This is a genomic window from Stenotrophomonas sp. YJH_SMC_36, assembly GCF_059369935.1.
This window is the reverse complement of the sequence record NZ_JCAFTD010000001.1, coordinates 301,266-319,847: the sequence shown is the minus strand read 5'-3', so window position 1 is coordinate 319,847 and position 18,582 is coordinate 301,266. Positions and strand designations below refer to the sequence as shown.

12 protein-coding genes are annotated in these 18,582 nt (G+C 66.4%); 5 read left to right on the top strand and 7 right to left on the bottom strand.

The features are described from left to right. Positions 1–176: 176 nt before the first annotated feature. The 3 genes from AC5P76_RS01340 to AC5P76_RS01330 all read right to left on the bottom strand — a co-directional run bounded on the left by AC5P76_RS01340 (position 177) and on the right by AC5P76_RS01330 (position 5,214). A complete protein-coding gene (locus tag AC5P76_RS01340) occupies positions 177–1,463 on the bottom strand; it encodes an O-acetylhomoserine aminocarboxypropyltransferase/cysteine synthase family protein (protein WP_053519387.1) in 1,287 nt (428 codons plus the stop codon). Between the two features lie 151 nt (positions 1,464–1,614). Further along, complete coding sequence (clpB, locus tag AC5P76_RS01335; RefSeq protein ID WP_253120083.1) at positions 1,615–4,200, bottom strand: ATP-dependent chaperone ClpB; 2,586 nt, start codon at positions 4,198–4,200, stop codon at positions 1,615–1,617. 192 nt (positions 4,201–4,392) lie between these two features. Further along, positions 4,393–5,214: a DUF3014 domain-containing protein gene (locus AC5P76_RS01330; RefSeq protein WP_253120081.1), complete on the bottom strand. Its 822-nt coding sequence runs from the start codon at positions 5,212–5,214 to the stop codon at positions 4,393–4,395. A gap of 171 nt (positions 5,215–5,385) precedes the next feature. Here AC5P76_RS01330 and AC5P76_RS01325 point away from each other — a divergent pair, with 171 nt between their 5' ends. Beyond that, positions 5,386–6,096 (top strand): glutathione S-transferase, encoded by a 711-nt coding sequence (locus AC5P76_RS01325; protein WP_111187259.1) that lies wholly within the window; start codon positions 5,386–5,388, stop codon positions 6,094–6,096. A gap of 26 nt (positions 6,097–6,122) precedes the next feature. On the opposite strand, the gene AC5P76_RS01320 is transcribed toward AC5P76_RS01325, so the two are convergent. The 4 genes from AC5P76_RS01320 to AC5P76_RS01305 all read right to left on the bottom strand — a co-directional run bounded on the left by AC5P76_RS01320 (position 6,123) and on the right by AC5P76_RS01305 (position 11,622). Then, positions 6,123–7,733 carry a SulP family inorganic anion transporter gene (locus tag AC5P76_RS01320; protein WP_111187260.1) on the bottom strand — a complete coding sequence of 537 codons (1,611 nt, stop codon included), beginning with the start codon at positions 7,731–7,733 and terminating at the stop codon, positions 6,123–6,125. Positions 7,734–8,411: 678 nt separating this feature from the next. After that, on the bottom strand, positions 8,412–10,130 hold the full coding sequence (locus tag AC5P76_RS01315; protein ID WP_180875516.1) for a thiamine pyrophosphate-dependent enzyme: 1,719 nt from the start codon (positions 10,128–10,130) through the stop codon (positions 8,412–8,414). A 109-nt stretch (positions 10,131–10,239) separates the two neighbouring features. Next, positions 10,240–11,103 carry an XAC2610-related protein gene (locus AC5P76_RS01310; RefSeq protein WP_253120079.1) on the bottom strand — a complete coding sequence of 288 codons (864 nt, stop codon included), beginning with the start codon at positions 11,101–11,103 and terminating at the stop codon, positions 10,240–10,242. Between the two features lie 36 nt (positions 11,104–11,139). After that, positions 11,140–11,622, bottom strand: coding sequence for a DUF3574 domain-containing protein (locus AC5P76_RS01305; protein ID WP_053517005.1), 483 nt, complete (start codon positions 11,620–11,622; stop codon positions 11,140–11,142). Positions 11,623–11,837: 215 nt separating this feature from the next. On the opposite strand from AC5P76_RS01305, the gene AC5P76_RS01300 reads away from it, so the two are divergent. From AC5P76_RS01300 to otsA, 4 genes are all read left to right on the top strand, one after another. Next, complete coding sequence (locus AC5P76_RS01300) at positions 11,838–14,270, top strand: TonB-dependent receptor plug domain-containing protein (RefSeq protein WP_253120077.1); 2,433 nt, start codon at positions 11,838–11,840, stop codon at positions 14,268–14,270. Between the two features lie 158 nt (positions 14,271–14,428). Further along, the gene (gene otsB, locus AC5P76_RS01295) at positions 14,429–15,187 is read left to right on the top strand and encodes a trehalose-phosphatase (protein ID WP_053517008.1); all 759 of its coding nucleotides are present in this window, start codon (positions 14,429–14,431) and stop codon (positions 15,185–15,187) included. Positions 15,188–15,227: 40 nt separating this feature from the next. Next, complete coding sequence (locus AC5P76_RS01290; protein WP_053517094.1) at positions 15,228–17,009, top strand: glycoside hydrolase family 15 protein; 1,782 nt, start codon at positions 15,228–15,230, stop codon at positions 17,007–17,009. Then, a complete protein-coding gene (gene otsA, locus AC5P76_RS01285) occupies positions 17,006–18,370 on the top strand; it encodes an alpha,alpha-trehalose-phosphate synthase (UDP-forming) (RefSeq protein ID WP_053517011.1) in 1,365 nt (454 codons plus the stop codon). The genes AC5P76_RS01290 and otsA overlap by 4 nt, the downstream gene beginning before the upstream one ends. Positions 18,371–18,582 lie beyond the last annotated feature (212 nt).

Here is an 18,582-nt window from a genome sequence, read left to right as displayed (position 1 = left end):
GGCGGATGGCGTAGCGCCGGGCCATGCCCGGCGGCTGCCATGAAAAATCCCCGGTCGACCCGCATCGACCGGGGATAGGTAACACCAGTGCCACGCCTTGGAGAGGCAGCTCCACCGTAGCGCATCGCGGCGGCGGTGGTGATCGCCACTGGCGATGACGACCAAGCGCCTGGCTATCAGGCGCCGGCCAGCGCCTGCTGCAGGTCGGCCTGCAGGTCGCCGATGTGCTCGATGCCGATCGACAGCCGCACCGTGTCTTCGCTGACCCCGGCGCGGGCCAGTTCATCGGCATCCAGCTGGCGGTGGGTGGTGGATGCCGGATGGGTGGCCAGCGACTTGGCGTCACCCAGGTTGACCAGCCGCGTGAACAGCTTCAGTGCGTCCAGGAAGCGGGCACCGGCCTCACGTCCGCCAGGAAGGCCAAAGGTCAGCACGCCTGAGCCCTGCCCACGCAGGTAACGCTGTGCGCCCGCATGCTCAGGGTCATCCGGCAGGCCGGCATAGCGCACCCACGCCACCTTGGGATGCTGCTTCAGATACTGCGCCACGGCCAGCGCGTTGGCGTTGATCCGTTCCATGCGCAGGGCCAGGGTCTCGATGCCCTGGAGGATGAGAAACGCATTGAACGGCGACAGTGCCGCGCCGGTATTGCGCAGCGGTACCACCCGCGCACGGCCGATGTAGGCGGCCGGGCCGAGGGCGTCGGTGTAGACCACACCGTGATAGCTCGGGTCCGGCTGGTTGAGACGGGCGAAACGCTGTGGCTGCGCCGTCCAGTCGAAGCGGCCCGAATCGATGATCGCTCCCCCCAGACTGTTGCCATGGCCGCCGAGGTACTTGGTCAGCGAGTGCACCACGATATCCGCGCCATGCTCGAACGGGCGCAGCAGGAAAGGCGTGGCAACCGTGTTGTCGACAATCAAGGGCACGCCGGCGGCATGGGCGACTTCGGCAATCGCGGCGATGTCGGTGACATTCCCGCGTGGATTGCCGATAGACTCCACGAACACCGCCTTGGTACGGCTGTCGATGAGGGGAGCAAAGGCTGACGGATCGGCCGGATCGGCGAATCGCGCCTGGATGCCGTACTGCGGCAGCGTATGCGCCAGCAGATTGAGGCTGCCGCCATACAGCGCACTGGCGGCGACGATGTTGTCGCCTGCTTCGGCGATGGTCTGGATCGCATAGGTGATCGCAGCCTGCCCGGATGCCAGCGCCAGCGCACCGATCCCGCCTTCCAGCGCGGCCAGACGTTGCTCCAGCACGTCGGTGGTGGGATTCATGATGCGGGTATAGATGTTGCCCTGCACCTTCAGATCGAACAGATCGGCGCCGTGCTGGGTGTCATCGAAGGCGTAGGCCACGGTCTGGTAGATGGGCACCGCCACTGCGCGCGTGGTCGGGTCGGGCCGGTAGCCGCCGTGCACGGCCAGGGTTTCCAGTTGCCACTGCGGATCACTCATCGCGTCAGGTTCCATCCGGGGAAACCTGCACGATAGGCGACCCCACCGCGCACGCTGAGAGCCGCTGGCGATGAGCCCGTAACCTGTGGTTATCAGGACCTGCCCGGCAGCCCGCAGATTCCCGCCCCCATGGGCGGGAACCCGGCCGACATCAGGCCTTGGCGAACACCAGGTGACCGCCGTCGTTGCCGACCTCGATGGTGTCACCGTTGGCGAAGGCGCCCGACAGGATCTTCTGTGCCAGCGGATTCTCCAGCTGCGACTGGATCGCGCGCTTCAGCGGGCGTGCGCCGTATACCGGATCGAAGCCCACATTGCCCAGCAGGTCGAACGCGGCGTCGGACACCACCAGCTTCAGGCCGCGCTCGGCCAGCCGCTTCTCCAGCCCGCGCATCTGGATGCGCGCGATCTCCTTGATCTGCTGCTTGTCCAGCGGGTGAAACACCACGATATCGTCGAGGCGGTTGATGAACTCCGGACGGAAGTGCGCCTGCACCACCCCCATCACCGCGGCCTTCATCTGCATGTAGGCCTCCGGGCTGTCGTCACCGCTCATGTCCTGGATCTGGTGCGAGCCCAGGTTCGAGGTCATCACGATGACGGTATTGCGGAAGTCCACCGTGCGGCCCTGGCCATCGGTCAGGCGGCCATCGTCCAGCACCTGCAGCAGGATGTTGAACACGTCCGGATGCGCCTTCTCGACCTCGTCGAGCAGGATCAGCGAGTACGGACGGCGACGCACGGCTTCGGTCAGGTAGCCCCCTTCCTCATAGCCGACGTAGCCCGGAGGTGCACCGATCAGGCGGGCGACGCTGTGCTTCTCCATGAACTCGCTCATGTCGATGCGGATCATCGCGTCGGCGCTGTCGAACAGGAATTCGGCCAGGGACTTGCACAGTTCGGTCTTGCCGACGCCGGTCGGGCCCAGGAACAGGAACGAGCCGGCAGGCCGGTTCGGGTCGGACAGGCCCGCGCGTGAGCGACGCACCGCGTCAGACACCACCTTGATCGCCTCTTCCTGGCCGACCACGCGGTTGTGCAGCACCTCTTCCATCCGCAACAGCTTGTCGCGCTCGCCTTCGAGCATCTTGTTCACCGGGATGCCGGTCCAGCGCGACACGACCTCGGCGATCTCCTCATCGGTCACCCGGTCCTGCACCAGCTTGAAGTCCTTGTGCTCGGCTTCCTGGGCAGCCGCCAGCTGCTTTTCCAGTTGGGGCAGCAGCCCATACTGGATCTCGCTCATCCTGGCGAAATCCTGCCGGCGCTGCGCGGCTTCCAGCTCCAGCTTGGCCTGCTCCACCTGCTCCTTGATCTTCGTTGCGCCCTGCAGCGCGGCCTTCTCCGACTTCCAGATTTCATTGAGGTCGGAGAATTCGCGCTCCAGCACCTCGATGTCATTCTCCAGATCGGCAAGGCGCTGCCGCGAGGCATCGTCCTTCTCCTTCTTCAGCATTTCGCGCTGGATCTTCAGCTGGATCACGCGCCGCTCCAGCCGATCCAGTTCCTCGGGCTTGGAGTCGATCTCCATGCGCAGGCGCGAGGCGGCCTCGTCCATCAGATCGATGGCCTTGTCCGGCAGCTGGCGGTCGGTGATGTAGCGGTTGGACAGCGTGGCCGCAGCAACGATCGCCGGGTCGGTGATCTCAACGCCGTGGTGCAGGGCGTACTTCTCCTTCAGCCCACGCAGGATGGCAATGGTGTCCTCCACCGAAGGCTCGCCCACGAATACCTTCTGGAAGCGGCGTTCCAGTGCGGCATCCTTCTCGATGTACTTGCGGTACTCGTCCAGCGTGGTGGCACCGATGCAGTGCAGCTCGCCGCGCGCCAGCGCCGGCTTCAGCATGTTGCCGGCGTCCATCGCACCGTCGGCCTTGCCGGCCCCGACCATGGTGTGCAGCTCATCGATGAACAGGATGATCTGCCCTTCGTTCTTGGCCAGGTCGTTCAATACGCCCTTCAGTCGCTCCTCGAATTCACCGCGGAACTTGGCGCCGGCGATCAACGCGCCCATGTCCAGTGACAGCACGCGCTTGCCGCGCAGGCCCTCGGGCACTTCGTCGTTGATGATGCGCTGGGCCAGCCCTTCCACGATCGCGGTCTTGCCCACGCCGGGTTCGCCGATCAGCACGGGGTTGTTCTTGGTCCGGCGCTGCAGTACCTGGATGGTGCGGCGGATTTCCTCGTCACGGCCGATCACCGGGTCCAGCTTGCCGCTCTCGGCGCGCGCGGTCAGGTCGATGGTGTACTTCTCCAGCGCCTGGCGCTGCTCTTCGGCGTTCTCCGACTGCACGTTCTCGCCGCCGCGCAGCTTGTCGATCGCCGACTGCAGGCGCGCCTTGTCGGCACCGGCGGCGCGCAGCGCCATGCCAAGCGTGCCGCCATCCTCCAGCGCCGCCAGCACGAACCACTCGCTGGCGATGAAGGCATCGCCGTGCTGCTGGGCCAGCTTGTCGGTGTGGTTGAGCAGGCGGTTGAGATCATTGCCGATCGACAGGTTGCCGGCCTGCCCGGACACCTTCGGCAGCGCGTCCAGCGCCTCGTCCAGGCGCTCGCGCAGCACCGGTACATTGACACCGGCCTGCGCCAGCAGCGGGCGCGTGCTGCCGCCCTGCTGGTCCAGCAGTGCGCTGAACACGTGGACCGGTTCGATGATGCTGTTGTCGCGGCCCACGGCCAACGACTGCGCGTCCGCCAGCGCCTGCTGGAAACGCGAGGTGAGCTTGTCCATCCGCATTGCGAATCCTCATCGGTCGTCAGTGCCGGCCCGTGCCGGCGATGCTGGAAAGATGCGGTTGCACCACCCGGTTTCAAGGGTGGCTGCGACTGCACCCCGGGGCCAGTCAGCTTGGGGCCAGCATGCCGGAGCGGGTGTGGTCGGCGCGTTGATCCGGATCAGTTACGCATGGCGGGCCGCGCCCGCGATCGCTCAGCGCGCGATCGCGCTGCGGATCGCCCGGAGCTGCTGCTTGACCGCCCGCGATTGCGCCACATCCATGCGCAGCAGGGCCTTCTGGCCAATCGAGCGCGCCTGCAGATCCGGATCCACGAAGCGGTAGCGGCCCCGTTCATCGCGTTGAACGAGGGGCGCCTGCTGCGGCTCCGGGGTCTCCAGCAGATGGTCGATCACCGCCACCAGGCGATCATTGAAGTAGCCCTCTGGCCGCCCAAGATCGACATAGGCCTGCTGGATCAACGGGTAGAAGCGCTTGTACGCCGTAGCCGTTGCCGCCGTGTCCAGCGCGGTGAATGCCTGCACATAGGGCGCATAGCGCGCGGCGTTGCTGGCGGCGATGCGTTCCCCGCCCTCGCCCGGCTCGACCTGCAGGCTCCCCGGCAGAGGCCGCGCGGCCAATGCGGTCGGCGGAACGCTGGCCTTGTCCAGATTGTCGACCTGGGTCACCAGGCGCTGGATCAGGTGATCGCGCAGCAGCAGGGTGAGCGGCCCCTCCCCCTGGAACAGCTGGCTCAATGCGCTCCAGGCCGCGATATCGCTGTCGGCCAGTTTCGGCAGCGCGGGATCGGCCGCGGCTTCGGTGTCCAGCGGATGCTGGATGGCGGGCGGCGCCGGTGCGGTTTCTGCGGCCGCCTTCGGTTGTGGCGGTGCGCCAGCACTGGCGGGGGGCGACTGCACCGGCACCGGGACACCGTCCGCCAGGCTCTTGAGCTGATCGCGGAACAGCCAACCGCCCGCGCCACCGATCACCACCACACCCAGCACCCAGGGCCATACCGCCTTTCCACTCTGCATGATGCAGTCCCTCGTTTTCCATCTGCATGGACAAGGTGTGACCCTCTCGATTCCCGAGGGTTCCCCGCGTGTTCCGCTGCCGTTGGGGTTGGCGCCGCACGCAGGGCACGCTCACGCCTGCTTTGCGCGCGCTGCGCGAGGCTGTGCATCTTGTCGTGGGGAGACCGTGTCATGCACTACGCGTTGTACTACTGGACCGGCATCCAGGGACGTGGCGAATTCGTACGATTGGCCTTGGAAGACGCTGGCGCCGACTACATCGACATGGCGCGGATACATGGCGACGCCGTGATGCAGCCCTTTCTCGATGGCCACAGTGAGGGCGCGCAACCGTTCGCCCCCCCGTTCCTCAAGGCGGGGCGACAGGTCATCGCGCAGGTCGCAGCGATCCTGGATTTTCTCGGCCCCACCCTGGATCTGGTGCCGCAGGCCGCGTCGCGGCGCATGCAGGCGCTGCAGTTGCAGCTGACCATTGCCGACCTGGTGGCTGAAGTACACGACACCCACCATCCGATTGCCACGTCGAAGTACTACGAGGAACAGAAGACCGAAGCCAACGCACGTGCGGCGTCATTGCGCAGCGAGCGGCTGCCGAAGTTCCTCGGCTATTTCGAGCAGGTGCTGGCGGCCAACGGTGGCCGCCATGCACTGCGCGAGCACTCCTACGTGGATCTGTCGCTGTTCCAGCTGATGAGCGGGCTGGACTACATGTTCCCGCGCCGGATGCAGGCACTCACGCCGCGCCTGCCCCTGCTGCGGGCACTGCAGGAGCGGGTGGCGAAGCGACCGAACATCGCTGCCTATCTCGCGTCGGAGCGGCGATTGGCGTTCAACACCAACGGCATCTTCCGCCACTACCCCGAGCTGGACGGAGAGCGGTAGCGCCGGGCCATGCCCGGCGTCACCGGTCAATGATCGGCGCGATCACCCAGCGGCTTCACCGCCTGCTTCTGCAGCGACAACAGCCCCAGCAGCAGTGCCAGCGCCACGTAAGCCCCCGCAAACTGCCAGCTGATGGTACGCGCCAGGCCTTCAAGGTCCCACGGCAGGTAGATGCCGCCGCGCGGATCCACCGAGTGGATCAGGCCGAACAGGGTCAGCACAGCCGCCACCAGCAGGAAGCCGCAGGCGCGGCGCAGACGGCCGTCAACCATCGCGGCCACGGCGGAAATCCACAGCATCGAGGTGATGATGAAGCCGTTGCCCAGAGTGAAGATCACCGCCAGTTCCGGCAGGCCGTGTCCATCGAGCTTGGTCAGCAGCTGCGGCAGCTGGTCCGGTGCGATCCAGCCCGGCGCCTTGATCGCCAGCAGGTAGGCCACCGAAGGCAGGAAGCCGAACACCATCGCTCCGGCGTGCTGTCGCGGTGTGGCCTGGAAGGCCTGGGTAGTGATGTCGATGGCGACGTACACGATGATCGGCGCCAGCACCGCCAGCGGCAGCCACTGCACCAGCCCGGAAATGATGCCCAGCATGCCGCCGATGCCGACGAACAGGCCCGTCAGCAGCGTGTACCCGCTGCGTGCGCCCATGTGCTTGTATGCAGGCTGGCCGATGTAGGGGGTGGTCTGCGCGACACCGCCGCAGACACCGGCCACCAGCGTGGCCACCGCTTCCACCAGCAGGATATCGCGGGTGCGGTAATCATCCCCGGCCGCGCGCGCGCTCTCGGACACGTTGATGCCACCGACCACCATCAGCAGGCCGAACGGCAACAGCAGCGGCAGGTAGGTCATTGCCGTGGGCAGGCCGTCCAGGAAGCCCAGCGTCGGCAGCGGCAGCACCACCTGCGGCGGCGTCCACGCCGGCACGTGGAAGCCGGGGGCCCCCAGTCCCGCCAGACCGAGGCCGTAGTACAGGACGGTGCCGAACACGAACGCCAGCAGCACACCCGGGCCACGCACCGGCAGCCGGCCCTTGGCGATCAGCACATACAGCAGCAGGCCCAACGTGGTGAAGCCGACCAGTGGCGAACGCAGGGTTTCCAGCAACGGCAGCAGGCCCATCAGTACCAGCGCGATGCCGGCGATGGAGCCGAGCAACGCTGCACGCGGCAGCGCGCGGGTGACGGCTTCGCCGAAGAAGGAGAGCACCAGCTTGAGCGCGCCCATGATGACCAGCGCCGCCATGCCCAGCTGCCAGGTCGCAATGCCGGCGGCATGCGGGTCCATGCCCTGCTGCTTGAACGCGACGAACGCCGGACCGAGCACCAGCAACGCCATGCCGATGCTGGTGGGTGCATCCAGCCCCAGCGGCATCGCCGTGACGTCATCACGCCCTGTGCGTGCCGCCAACCGGCGCGCCATCAGCGTGTACAGCAGATTGCCGATCAGCACGCCGAAGGCGGTACCGGGAAACATGCGGCCGAACACCACGTCGGCGGGAAACTGGAAGATGCCGACCAACGCCATGGCGATGAAGCCGAGGATGGAGAGGTTGTCGACGACCAGGCCGAAGAAGCCATTGAAGTCACCGGCGACGAACCAGCGACGCGGTGCGGCGGAAGCGGGAGCGGACATGGAAGGGGCGATGGGGGTGGGGAGCGCCGATGGTAGGCCCAGCGGCGCCGGCGCGCCAATTCCACGGTGGAATGATGGGTTCCAGCCAACGGCAGGGCCCCTCGTGGCCGGGCGCAAATCGCAGATCCCGGGCTGGCCCGTGCGGGTGGGCGTCGCGGGGGACGCCGTGAACCCATCCCTGGGGGCTTGGCCGCGGCATCCATGCCGCGGACACCCCCGCGACGCCCACCCGCCCGGCCCCTGACAGTTTCCCGCGTGTGCCAGCCACGGAAGAGAATCAAAAGATCAAAAGCAAAGGCAGGCTCTCGTTGTAGCGCCGAGCGCATGCTCGGCTGCCATACGCGAAGCCTCTGAGCCGAGCATGGCTCGGCTACAGAAGATCATCCCGATCACTCCTTCGTTCATCCACGCATGGCGTGGATCTACCGTGTCGACCAAGGTCGACACCCATCAGGCAACAGCCATGCCATTCCGACAGATCACAGGAATCTGTCGAAGGCGGGGTGGGTCCGGTTGCGGGGGTGTCCGCGGCATGGATGCCGCGGCCAAGCCCCCAAGGACGGGTTTACGGCGTCCCCCGCAACCTGACCCACCCCGCCATCCCCCAGATAACCCGCTTCTGCTCTGGCTCTGGCGCGTAGCAGGTGCAGGGCGCAGCCCTGCATAAAACCCCAACCCTCACTTCTTCAGGAAGTTGTCCACCAGCAGATGCTTCACGTCGTCGAAGCGGCCATTCAACACCGCCTTGGCCGCATACAGGGCCGTACCCGCCACCTGTTTGGCCTCGATCTGCGGCGGCATCACCAGCTCCGCCCGGCTGGTATGCACGTCCAGCAATGCCGGACCGCGCTGGGCGAGGAAGTCCTGTACGGCCTCCTCCAGGTCCTCGCTGCGGGTGACCGTGCGGCCATGGAAACCGATCACCTCGGCCAGACGGCCGAAATCCGGATTCTTCAGATCGGTGTAGTTGTCCAGCAGCCCTTCCACCTTCTGCTCCAGCTCCACGAAGTTCAACGAACCGTTGTTGAACACCACCACCTTGATCGGCAGCTTCTCCTGCACGGCGGTCAGCAGATCGCCCAGCAGCATCGCCAGGCCGCCATCGCCCGACAGCGAGATCACCTGCCGGCCCGGGAACGCCTTCTGCAGGCCCAGCGCCTGCGGCATCGCATTGGCCATCGTCCCGTGCAGGAGACTGGTAAGCGTGCGGCGACGGCCATTGACGCGGATATGCCGCAGCACCCACACCATCGGCGAGCCACCGTCGGCGGTGAACAACGCATCGTCGCTGGCGTATTTCGACAGCAGCGCGGTCAGGTGCTGCGGATGGATCAGTTCGCCCTCGCCCGGCTGCTCCTCCTGCTCACGCTTGGCCAGCGCCTTGTCGCGACGCTCGATGCACTCGTCGAGGAACGTGCTGTCCTCGCGGGGTGGCAGCATCGGCAGCAGTGCATCCAGCGTCGGTGCGATGTCACCCACCACGCCCAGGTTCACCGGATGGCGGCGACCGAGATGGCTGCCATCGCGATCGACCTGGATGATCGTCGCCTTGTCCGGATAGAACTGCCCCCAGGCAAAATCGGCGCCGAGCAGCAGCAGCGTGTCGCACTCCATCAGGGTGTGGAACCCGGATTCGATGCCGAAGATGCCGGTCATGCCCATGTTGTACGGGTTGTCCGGCTCGACGAAGTCCTTGGCACGCGAGGTGTGCGCGATCGGGGCCTGCAGGCGCCGGGCCAGTCCCAGCAGCTGCGCATGGGCGCCCTGGCAACCGGCACCGGCATAGATGCCGATGCGCTTGCCCTGCCCCAGCAACCCGGCGATGCGCTGCAGCTCGCCATCCGACGGGCGCAGCACCGGCTGGGCGTAGTGCACCGAGAACGGCACATCGTGCTTCACCTCGGCCTGGCTGATGTCGGCCGGCAGGATCACCACCGCCACGCCGCGGCGGCTGATCGCCGCCTGGCAGGCCAGGGCGACCACGCGTCGTGCCTGCGCCGGGCTGTGCACCTGCTCGCAGAACACCGTGCAGCTGCCATAGACCGCCTTGAAATCCACTTCCTGGGGGAATTCCATGCCCAGTTCGCTGGTCACCACCTGGCTGGCGATCAGCACCATCGGTGCGCGGTTGCGGTTGCTTTCAAAGATGCCATTGATGAAATGCAGGCCGCCGGGACCGCAGGAGCCGGCACAGGCCGTCAGCTCGCCGCTCACCAGCGAGTCGGCGCCGGCGGCGAAGGCGGCCACCTCTTCGTGGCGCACATGCACCCATTCGATTTCGCTGCGATGCAGTGCATCGGTGACGTGGTTCAACGTGTCGCCGACGATGCCATAACAGCGGCGGACACCCGCCTGCTGCAGGGTATCGACAACGATCTCGGCAACGCGCTTGCTCATCGGATGCATCCTCGAACGGGGGAACGTCCGAGGCTAGACCCGACGAAGTGATGCCTCCGTGGGCAAGCCACGCATCGCCTCGACAGGCAAACTGCAGAGCGATATCGGGTCAATCGTTGACGTTGATCCAGCCCACCACCGCGCCGCTCTTCGGGTTGCGATACCGCACCTTCAGCCAACCCTCGTGTTCATCCAGCAGTTCCACGCGGTCGCCCTGCAGCAGGTAACGCTGGGTGCTGGGCGCACCGGGCCGGTCGAACAGGAACAGGCGCGCCGGCACCACGGTGGCCTGCTGGCTGCGCAGCGGGCCGTCGGGCGGTGCGCCCAGGCCATCAGCGATCGCGCTCTCCAGCACACGACCGGTGGGATCAAAGGTGCGCCAGACCGCCGACGGGCCCTGCTCGTCGGCCGGCACCCACCGCAGTGCGGCGTTCAGGGTATCGCCCAGCATCAAGACGCGCTCGGCGCGATACAGATAGAGTTTCGCGCCTGCAAACCGGTACTGGTCCGTGTACCACATCGGGCCGCTGCGGCAGCTGCTGGTCAACGTGCGCGTGGCGGCATCAACGGTGAGCCCCATCAGGCCGCCGCAGTTGTCACGCCCATGGGTTTCGGCCTGCAGCGCGCGGAAACCACCGCTGGTCGGATCGTAGCGATACACCGCCACCGCTTCATTGACCATGCCGACCGACGCCCGCGCAACCAGCTCCGGGCGCCCATCGAAATCAACATCCTCGGCTGACAACCGCGAATTGCCGTCGACGTCCGGGGCACCCGGCAGGCTCAGCCGCTTGCCAGAGGGCAGCAGCTGCACGGCAATGCTGCCGTCCTCCGCCACCTCAGCCTGCACGCCAATGCCAGGTGCCGCCTCGAAGCGCAGCGACGCATCGCTGTCAGCAGCGTGCGCCAGCGGTACCAGCAGGCCCGCCAGCAGGCCCGCCAGCAGGCCAATCACGGTGTCCCTGTGTCTCATCGTCGTTGCCTGCGGCGCCAGGGCGGCGCCTCCCGGTCAGAACGATACGTCAACGGCCTGCCGCGACCACAGCACCGACTGGTGCCCGGTCTGCTGCTTCCACGCCAGGCGGATGGCTTCGATGTCGGCACGACGCTGCGGGCTGTCTTCGTGCAGCACCACCAGTACCTTGGTGCGCAGGCGGTTCGGCGCAGCGTCACCCCGGAACAACCACTGGCCGTAGGCATCGAACACGGTCAGGCCATCGGGGAAGCGCGGGGTCACTTCCTTGTCCAGGAAGGTCCGCCACTGCGCCTCGCTGATGGTGTCGGCCTGCGGTCGGTTGCCGGCGCCCTGCTCCTCGCCCACCCCGAAGTACAGCTCGCTGCGCACCCAGCCCTGGCCAGCGGACGGGCGTGCGGCATCCCCCTTCAGTTCAGCGGTCGTGGCCGTAGCGTAGGCGCTGGGCGCCTGCGAGGAGAGGCTGGCGCAGCCACTGGCGGCAAGCAGAACAGCGAAGGCAAGGCCAAGGTGTTTCATCGGTACAGCTCCGGGGAAGGGGGACAGTGCGAGCCGGCAGCGTACAGCGCCACCGGCCCGGCGTGCTGATGCCAACAGGGCATCAGCTCATGCCGGACCGGCAGGGGCTTGCATCAGCACCGGTCATCACGCGAAGATAATATATCGCTTCATCCGGATGGATGTAAGTGAAACTATCTCCCCCCTTCCCCGTCGTCGTTGTTGCTGGAGCCCCCATGTCCGCCCGCCTGCCCGCGTCGCCGCTCGGCCTCGCCATTGCCCTTGCGCTCTCCCCCATCGCCCCGGCCCTGGCCCAGGACGCCACCAACCTCGACACCGTGATCGTCACCGGCACCCGTGCCGCCGACCGCACGGTGCTCGAATCCACCTCGCCGGTGGATGTGCTTACCGCCGAGGACATCCGCAAGGCCGGCGTGGTCAACGGCGAACTCGGCAGTGCGCTGCAGGCGCTGTTGCCGTCGTTCAACTTCCCGCGCCAGTCCAATTCCGGTGGCGCCGACCACGTCCGCGCCGCGCAGCTGCGCGGCCTGTCGCCGGATCAGGTACTGGTGCTGATCAACGGCAAGCGCCGCCACCACACCGCCCTGGTCAACACCGACAGCAAGATCGGCAAGGGCACCACGCCGGTCGACTTCAATGCCATCCCTGTCAGCGCGATCAAGCGCATCGAAGTGCTTCGCGACGGTGCCGGCGCGCTGTATGGCTCCGACGCCGTGGCAGGTGTCATCAATGTGATCCTCGACAATGGTGGCGATGGCGGTGAGATCGAAGCCAGCTACGGTGCCAACCACACCGATCTGAAGCCGATCGGCCGCACCCTTACCGATGGGCAGGCCGGCAACATCAGCGCCAAAGTGGGCACCTCGCTGGGTGAGGACGGTGGCTTCCTGCGCGTCGGCCTGGAGTACAAGCACCGCAACGGGACCAACCGCGCCGGCTTCGACCAGATTCCACCGTGGGACCAGACCCCGGACAACCTGGCACTGCAGGGCAAGCGCAACTACGTGCTGGGCGATGGTGAGAGCAAGGACATCAACCTGTGGCTCAACACTGAAATCCCGGTCGGCCAGACCTCCACCTTCTATGCGTTCGGCACCTTCAACCAGCGTGACACCGAAGGCGCGAACTATTTCCGCTACCCGGACGGCGAGGCCAACTGGAAGGAGGTCTATCCGAACGGTTACCGGCCGGTCTCCGAAGGCGAGAACCGCGACGTGCAGGCGGTCGCCGGTGTGCGCGGCCAATGGGGTGAGTGGAGCTACGACGGCAGCCTGGACCATGGCCAGAACGATTTCACCTATCGCCTGCGTGATTCGCTCAACGCCTCATTGGGCCCGGCCAGCCCGACACGCTTCAAGACGGCTGATTATGAGTACGCTCAGACCGTCGGCAACCTGGACCTGAGCCGTGTGTTCACCCAGAGCGACAGCATCAGCCATACGCTTGGCCTGGGCGCGGAAGCGCGCCATGAGCGCTACCAGACCCGTCCCGGCGCCCCCGCCAGCTATGCGGCCGGCCCGTTTACCGACCGTCCCACCGGCTCGCAGGCCGGCGGCGGCCTCACGCCGCAGGATGCCGCCACCCTGTCGCGCGATGTGGCCAGCGCCTATGCCAGCCTGTCCGGCCAGTTCGGCGATCACTTCTCCAGCGACCTGGCTGCGCGCTACGAGCACAGCGATGATTTCGGCGGCGAACTGACCGGCAAGCTCGGCCTGCGTTACCAGTTCACCCCGGCCTTCGCCCTGCGTGGCGCGATCTCCAACAACTTCCGCGCCCCGTCCCTGGCACAGATCGGCTACGAGTCGACCTCCACTGGCTACAACGCCGGCGGCCAGCTGGTGCAGGGCCGGCTGCTGTCGGTCAACAATCCGATTGCCCGCGGCCTGGGCGCGCAGGACCTCAAGCCCGAAAAGTCGATCAACACGTCGCTGGGCTTCACCAGCCGCATCGGCGAGCACTTCGACCTGTCGCTGGACTTCTTCCAGATCGACATCGATGACCGCATCGCGCTGTCCGAAAGCATCACCGGCGATGCGCTGACCGATTATGTCGCCGCCAACTACGGCGTCAGTGGCCTGCAGAGCGCCAGCTTCTTCGTCAATGCCGCCGATACACGTACCCGTGGCGCCGAACTGGTCAGCAACTGGCGGCAGGCGCTGGGCAACGGCCAACTGCTGCTGACCGGCACTTACGCCTACACCAAGACCACGCTGAAGAACGTGCTGGCCACCCCTGCACAACTGCAGGCGCTCGATCCGGACTATGTGCTGTTCGGCATCGAAGAGACCAACACGCTGACCGACGCCACCCCGCGCACGCGCGGCAGCGTCTCTGCAGCATGGAGCAATGACCGCTGGTCACTCAGCAGCCGGGTGAACCGTTATGGCAGCGTCACCCGTGTCTTCAACTTCGGTGACGGTTACATTCCGCGCCAGACCTACCAGGCCGAATGGCAGCTGGATGCAGAAGTGGAGTATCGCATCAGCGCCCGATGGAGCGTGGCCATCGGCGGACAGAATCTGACCGACAACTACCCGGATCGATCCAATGAGGACATCCATTACTTCGGCAATCTGCCCTACGACGTGCTTTCGCCGATCGGCAGCAACGGCGCCTACTACTACGGCCGCGTCCGTTACACGTTCTGACCGCGGCTGACGCGTGTCTGCGGTGGTGCGGACCACGGGTCCGCACTGCCCCGCTCCGGTACCGCTCCCTTGTGCCGGCAATCGACAGACAGCGCCGACGCACCGTCGTCGCCTGCTCTCGACCCCACGTACACGCCCACGCTGGCAGGCTGGGCGTCATGGCTGAACCGCTCCCCCTGCGTCCGCCACCTCCATTGCTGGACGATGCCTGCGCGTTGTTCCTCGATGTCGATGGCACCCTGATTGAATTCGCTGCACGACCGGACGCCGTGCAGCTGCTGCCCGATGTGCGTGAGGCCATCGGTCGTATCAGCGACCGCCTGGAAGGTGCCGTAGCACTGGTCAGTGGCCGTCCTCTGGCACAGCTTGACCAGTTGTTCGCGCCTCTGCAGCTGCCTGCGGCCGGCCTGCACGGCCATGAACTGCGTGGCCAGGACGGACGCGTGCTGCGCGACGAACATGACGATGACACCGCCGAATGGCTACATGCCCTGCATCAGCAGGCGATGCGTTTTGCCCATGGCCATCCCGGGGTACTGGTAGAAGACAAGGGTGTGGGCCTGGCCCTGCACTGGCGCGAGGCGCCGCACGCTGGAAGCGAGGTGCGGGCGTTCGCTGACCGCCATGTGCGCGGTCGCTCCAGCTACCGCCTGCAACCCGGCGATCACGTGGTCGAGTTCGTGCCCGTCGGCACCGACAAGGGCCGCGCGATCCGGCGGATGATGCAGTACTTGCCGTTCCGGGGCCGCCTGCCCGTGTTCCTCGGCGATGACCTGACGGATGAATTCGGATTCGACGCCGCCAACGGCCAGCATGGCTGGAGCGTGCTGATCGGCGAGCGTGAACCCAGCGCCGCCGTGTTCGCGCTGCCTGACATACGCAGCGTGCACGCCTGGCTGCGCGAGAATGCCTATTGACCCGGCCACCCCCACGGCCGCAACCGAGATGTACCGCGTGATGACCCAACCCGATCTTGATCTGGGCGTGGTCGGCAACGGCAGCTTCGGCGCCCTGGTCGACAAACATGCCCGTGTCGTCTGGAGCTGCCTGCCCACCTTTGACGGCGACCCCACCTTCTGTGCGCTGCTGGGCCCGAACCAGCAGACAGGCGGCGACTTCGCCGTCGAGCTGGAGGACTTCGCCGACAGCGAGCAGGAATATCTCACCAACACCGCCATCCTGCGCACGGTGCTGCGCGACACGCATGGAGGTGCGCTGGAGATCCTCGATTTCGCGCCACGCTGGCGGCAGAACGACCGCTTCTACCGGCCGGTCAGCCTGATCCGCCAGGTGCGGCCATTGGCCGGCAGCCCACGTATCGTCATCCGCGCACGGCCGCTGGCCGACTGGGGCGCACGTGTTCCCGAATCCACGTGGGGCAGCAACCACGTGCGCTGGATCCTGCCCGACCACGTGCTGCGGCTGACCACCGATGTGCCGGTCCGGATGGTCCGTGATGGCCTGCCGTTCGTCCTCAACCACCCTGTGCACCTGATCCTGGGCGTGGATGAATCGCTCAACCGCTCGATCAGCGGCTATGTGCAGGAAGCGTTCCAGCGCACGCGTGACTACTGGCGCGAATGGGTGCGCTATCTGTCGATTCCGCTGGAATGGCAGGACGCGGTGATCCGCAGCGCGATCACTCTCAAGCTGTGCCAGTACGAGGACAGTGGGGCGATCATCGCGGCGATGACCACCTCGATTCCCGAAGCTCCCGGCAGCGTGCGCAACTGGGACTACCGCTACTGCTGGCTGCGCGATGCTGCGTTCGTGGTGCGTTCGCTGAACCGGCTTGGCGCCACCCGTACGATGGAGCAGTTCCTCGGCTACATCTTCAACCTCGCCACCACCGACGGCACGCTGCAGCCGCTGTACGGCATCGGATTCGAGGCCAAGCTGGACGAGGATGAAGTTCCCAGCCTGTCCGGCTACCGCGGGATGGGCCCGGTGCGCCGCGGCAACCTGGCCTGGGTGCAGCGCCAGCACGACGTGTATGGCAGCGTGGTGCTGGCCTCCACCCAGTTGTTCTTCGATCGTCGCCTGCAGGACCCCGGGGATGCCCATACCTTTGCCCGGCTGGAACCGCTGGGCGAACAGGCCTTTGCCCTGCACGACGTCCCCGACGCAGGCCTGTGGGAGTTCCGCGGCCGCACCGAGGTGCACACCTACACCAGCGCGATGTGCTGGGCCGCCTGCGATCGCCTGTGCAAGATCGCCGTGAGGCTCAAGCGCGATGACCGTGCACGCTACTGGCGCGAGCGCGCCGACATCATCCACGCGCGCATCATGCAGCGGTCCTGGAGCGAATCGCTGGGCCACTTCACCGACACCTTCGACGGCCATCGCCTGGACGCGTCGCTGCTGCTGCTGGCCGACATCGGCTTCATCGATGCACTCGACGCACGTTTCATCGCCACCGTCGAGGCCATCGGCCGCGACCTCAAGCATGGCAATTCGCTGTACCGCTACATCGCACCGGACGATTTCGGCGAGCCGGAAACCAGCTTCACCATCTGCACCTTCTGGTACATCGATGCGCTGGCGGCGATCGGGCGCATGGATGAGGCACGCGAGATGTTCGAGACGCTGTTGAAGCAGCGCAACCATCTTGGCCTGCTGTCAGAGGACCTGGCCTTCGACAGCGGCGAAGCGTGGGGCAACTTCCCGCAGACGTATTCGCATGTGGGTCTGATCACGGCAGCGATGCGCCTGTCGCGTTCGTGGCAGGAGGCATCATGAGTCGTCTGGTGGTGGTCTCCAACCGCGTTGCCGTGCCCGGCGAGAACCGCGCCGGGGGCCTTGCGGTGGGCCTGCTGGCTGCGCTCAAGGAGCGCGGCGGCATGTGGTTCGGCTGGAGTGGCAAGACCGTGCGTGATGGCAGCGGCGCGCTGCATGAACAGCAGGACGGCGACATCCGCTTCGTCACCATGGACCTGAACAAGCGCGAGGTGGACGGCTACTACAACGGCTTCGCCAACCGCACGCTGTGGCCGCTGCTGCATTTCCGCCTGGACCTGGTCGACTATGACCGCGGCACGCGCGAGACGTATCACAAGGTCAATGCGATGTTCGCGGACAAGCTCGCGCCGTTGCTGCGCGAGGACGATATCGTCTGGATCCACGACTACCATCTGATCCCGCTGGGTGCCCTGCTGCGCGAGCGCGGCATCGGCTGCCGCATCGGCTTCTTCCTGCACATCCCGATGCCCTCGGCGGACCTGCTGCAGGCCATGCCCGACCACCTGCGGCTGTTCTCCGCGCTGTATGCCTATGACCTGGTGGGATTCCAGACCCAGCGCGATGCCGACCGCTTCCAGACCTACCTGCGGCTGTTCGGCGGCGGTCGCGTGCTCGACAACGGCGAACTGGAGGCCCCGGGGGGGCGCCGCTTCCGCGCTGCCGCCTTCCCGATCGGCATCGACACCGGGCTTATCGCGCGTCAGGCCAGCACCGCAGCGGCCAAGGCCGCCGTGAAGAACCTGCGGGCCAGTCTGCGGGATCGGCAGCTGGCCATCGGCGTGGACCGCCTGGACTATTCCAAGGGGCTGCCCGAACGTTTCCTCGGCTTCGAACGTTACCTGCAGCGCCACCCCGACCAGCGCGGCACCCTGACCTACCTGCAGATCGCGCCGGTCTCGCGCGGTGATGTCACCGAGTACCGGCAACTGCGCAGCCAGCTGGAACAGATCGCCGGGCACATCAACGGTGGCCATGCCGAGCCGGACTGGACGCCGCTTCGCTACGTCAACCAGAACTTCACCCATGCCACCCTCACCGGCTTCTACCGCGCGGCGGCCGTCGGTCTGGTCACCCCGCTGCGCGATGGCATGAACCTGGTCGCCAAGGAGTACGTCGCCTCGCAGGACCCGGAGGATCCGGGCGTGCTGGTGCTGTCCCTTCTGGCCGGCGCCGCCGATGAACTGAAGCAGGCGCTGCTGGTCAACCCGCACGATCTGGACGGCGTGGCCGATGCCATCGCCACGGCCGCCACCATGTCGCTGCGCAAGCGCCAGGAGCGCTGGCACGCCATGATGGAGCACCTGCGCACCTACGACATCAACCATTGGCGGCGCAGCTACCTGGACGCCCTCGAAGGCTGAATCAGGCGCATTCTGTACGCCGAAACTTGACGCTTTTGGCTCGAAAGTAATTGCGCATGCAACCATCCCGCAGCTGTGGCGTGATCTCCACAGCCGCTGTCGCAAGTGGCACTCAGGCAGGCGAACGTCCCGCTGCCCCAAGGCTTCCAGCCAGCTGCGTGGCGTCCTCGCGACGCCATCGCGGAAAACGAAAGAAAATGAACCGGCGATAT

Excerpts from the sequence above, each read along its gene's own strand:
- AC5P76_RS01340 (WP_053519387.1), bottom strand. The coding sequence starts at position 1,463 with ATGAGTGATCCGCAGTGGCAACTGGAAACCCTGGCCGTGCACGGCGGC.
- clpB (WP_253120083.1), bottom strand. The coding sequence starts at position 4,200 with ATGCGGATGGACAAGCTCACCTCGCGTTTCCAGCAGGCGCTGGCGGAC.
- AC5P76_RS01330 (WP_253120081.1), bottom strand. The coding sequence starts at position 5,214 with ATGCAGAGTGGAAAGGCGGTATGGCCCTGGGTGCTGGGTGTGGTGGTG.
- AC5P76_RS01325 (WP_111187259.1), top strand. The coding sequence starts at position 5,386 with ATGCACTACGCGTTGTACTACTGGACCGGCATCCAGGGACGTGGCGAA.
- AC5P76_RS01320 (WP_111187260.1), bottom strand. The coding sequence starts at position 7,733 with ATGTCCGCTCCCGCTTCCGCCGCACCGCGTCGCTGGTTCGTCGCCGGT.
- AC5P76_RS01315 (WP_180875516.1), bottom strand. The coding sequence starts at position 10,130 with ATGAGCAAGCGCGTTGCCGAGATCGTTGTCGATACCCTGCAGCAGGCG.
- AC5P76_RS01310 (WP_253120079.1), bottom strand. The coding sequence starts at position 11,103 with ATGAGACACAGGGACACCGTGATTGGCCTGCTGGCGGGCCTGCTGGCG.
- AC5P76_RS01305 (WP_053517005.1), bottom strand. The coding sequence starts at position 11,622 with ATGAAACACCTTGGCCTTGCCTTCGCTGTTCTGCTTGCCGCCAGTGGC.
- AC5P76_RS01300 (WP_253120077.1), top strand. The coding sequence starts at position 11,838 with ATGTCCGCCCGCCTGCCCGCGTCGCCGCTCGGCCTCGCCATTGCCCTT.
- otsB (WP_053517008.1), top strand. The coding sequence starts at position 14,429 with ATGGCTGAACCGCTCCCCCTGCGTCCGCCACCTCCATTGCTGGACGAT.
- AC5P76_RS01290 (WP_053517094.1), top strand. The coding sequence starts at position 15,228 with ATGACCCAACCCGATCTTGATCTGGGCGTGGTCGGCAACGGCAGCTTC.
- otsA (WP_053517011.1), top strand. The coding sequence starts at position 17,006 with ATGAGTCGTCTGGTGGTGGTCTCCAACCGCGTTGCCGTGCCCGGCGAG.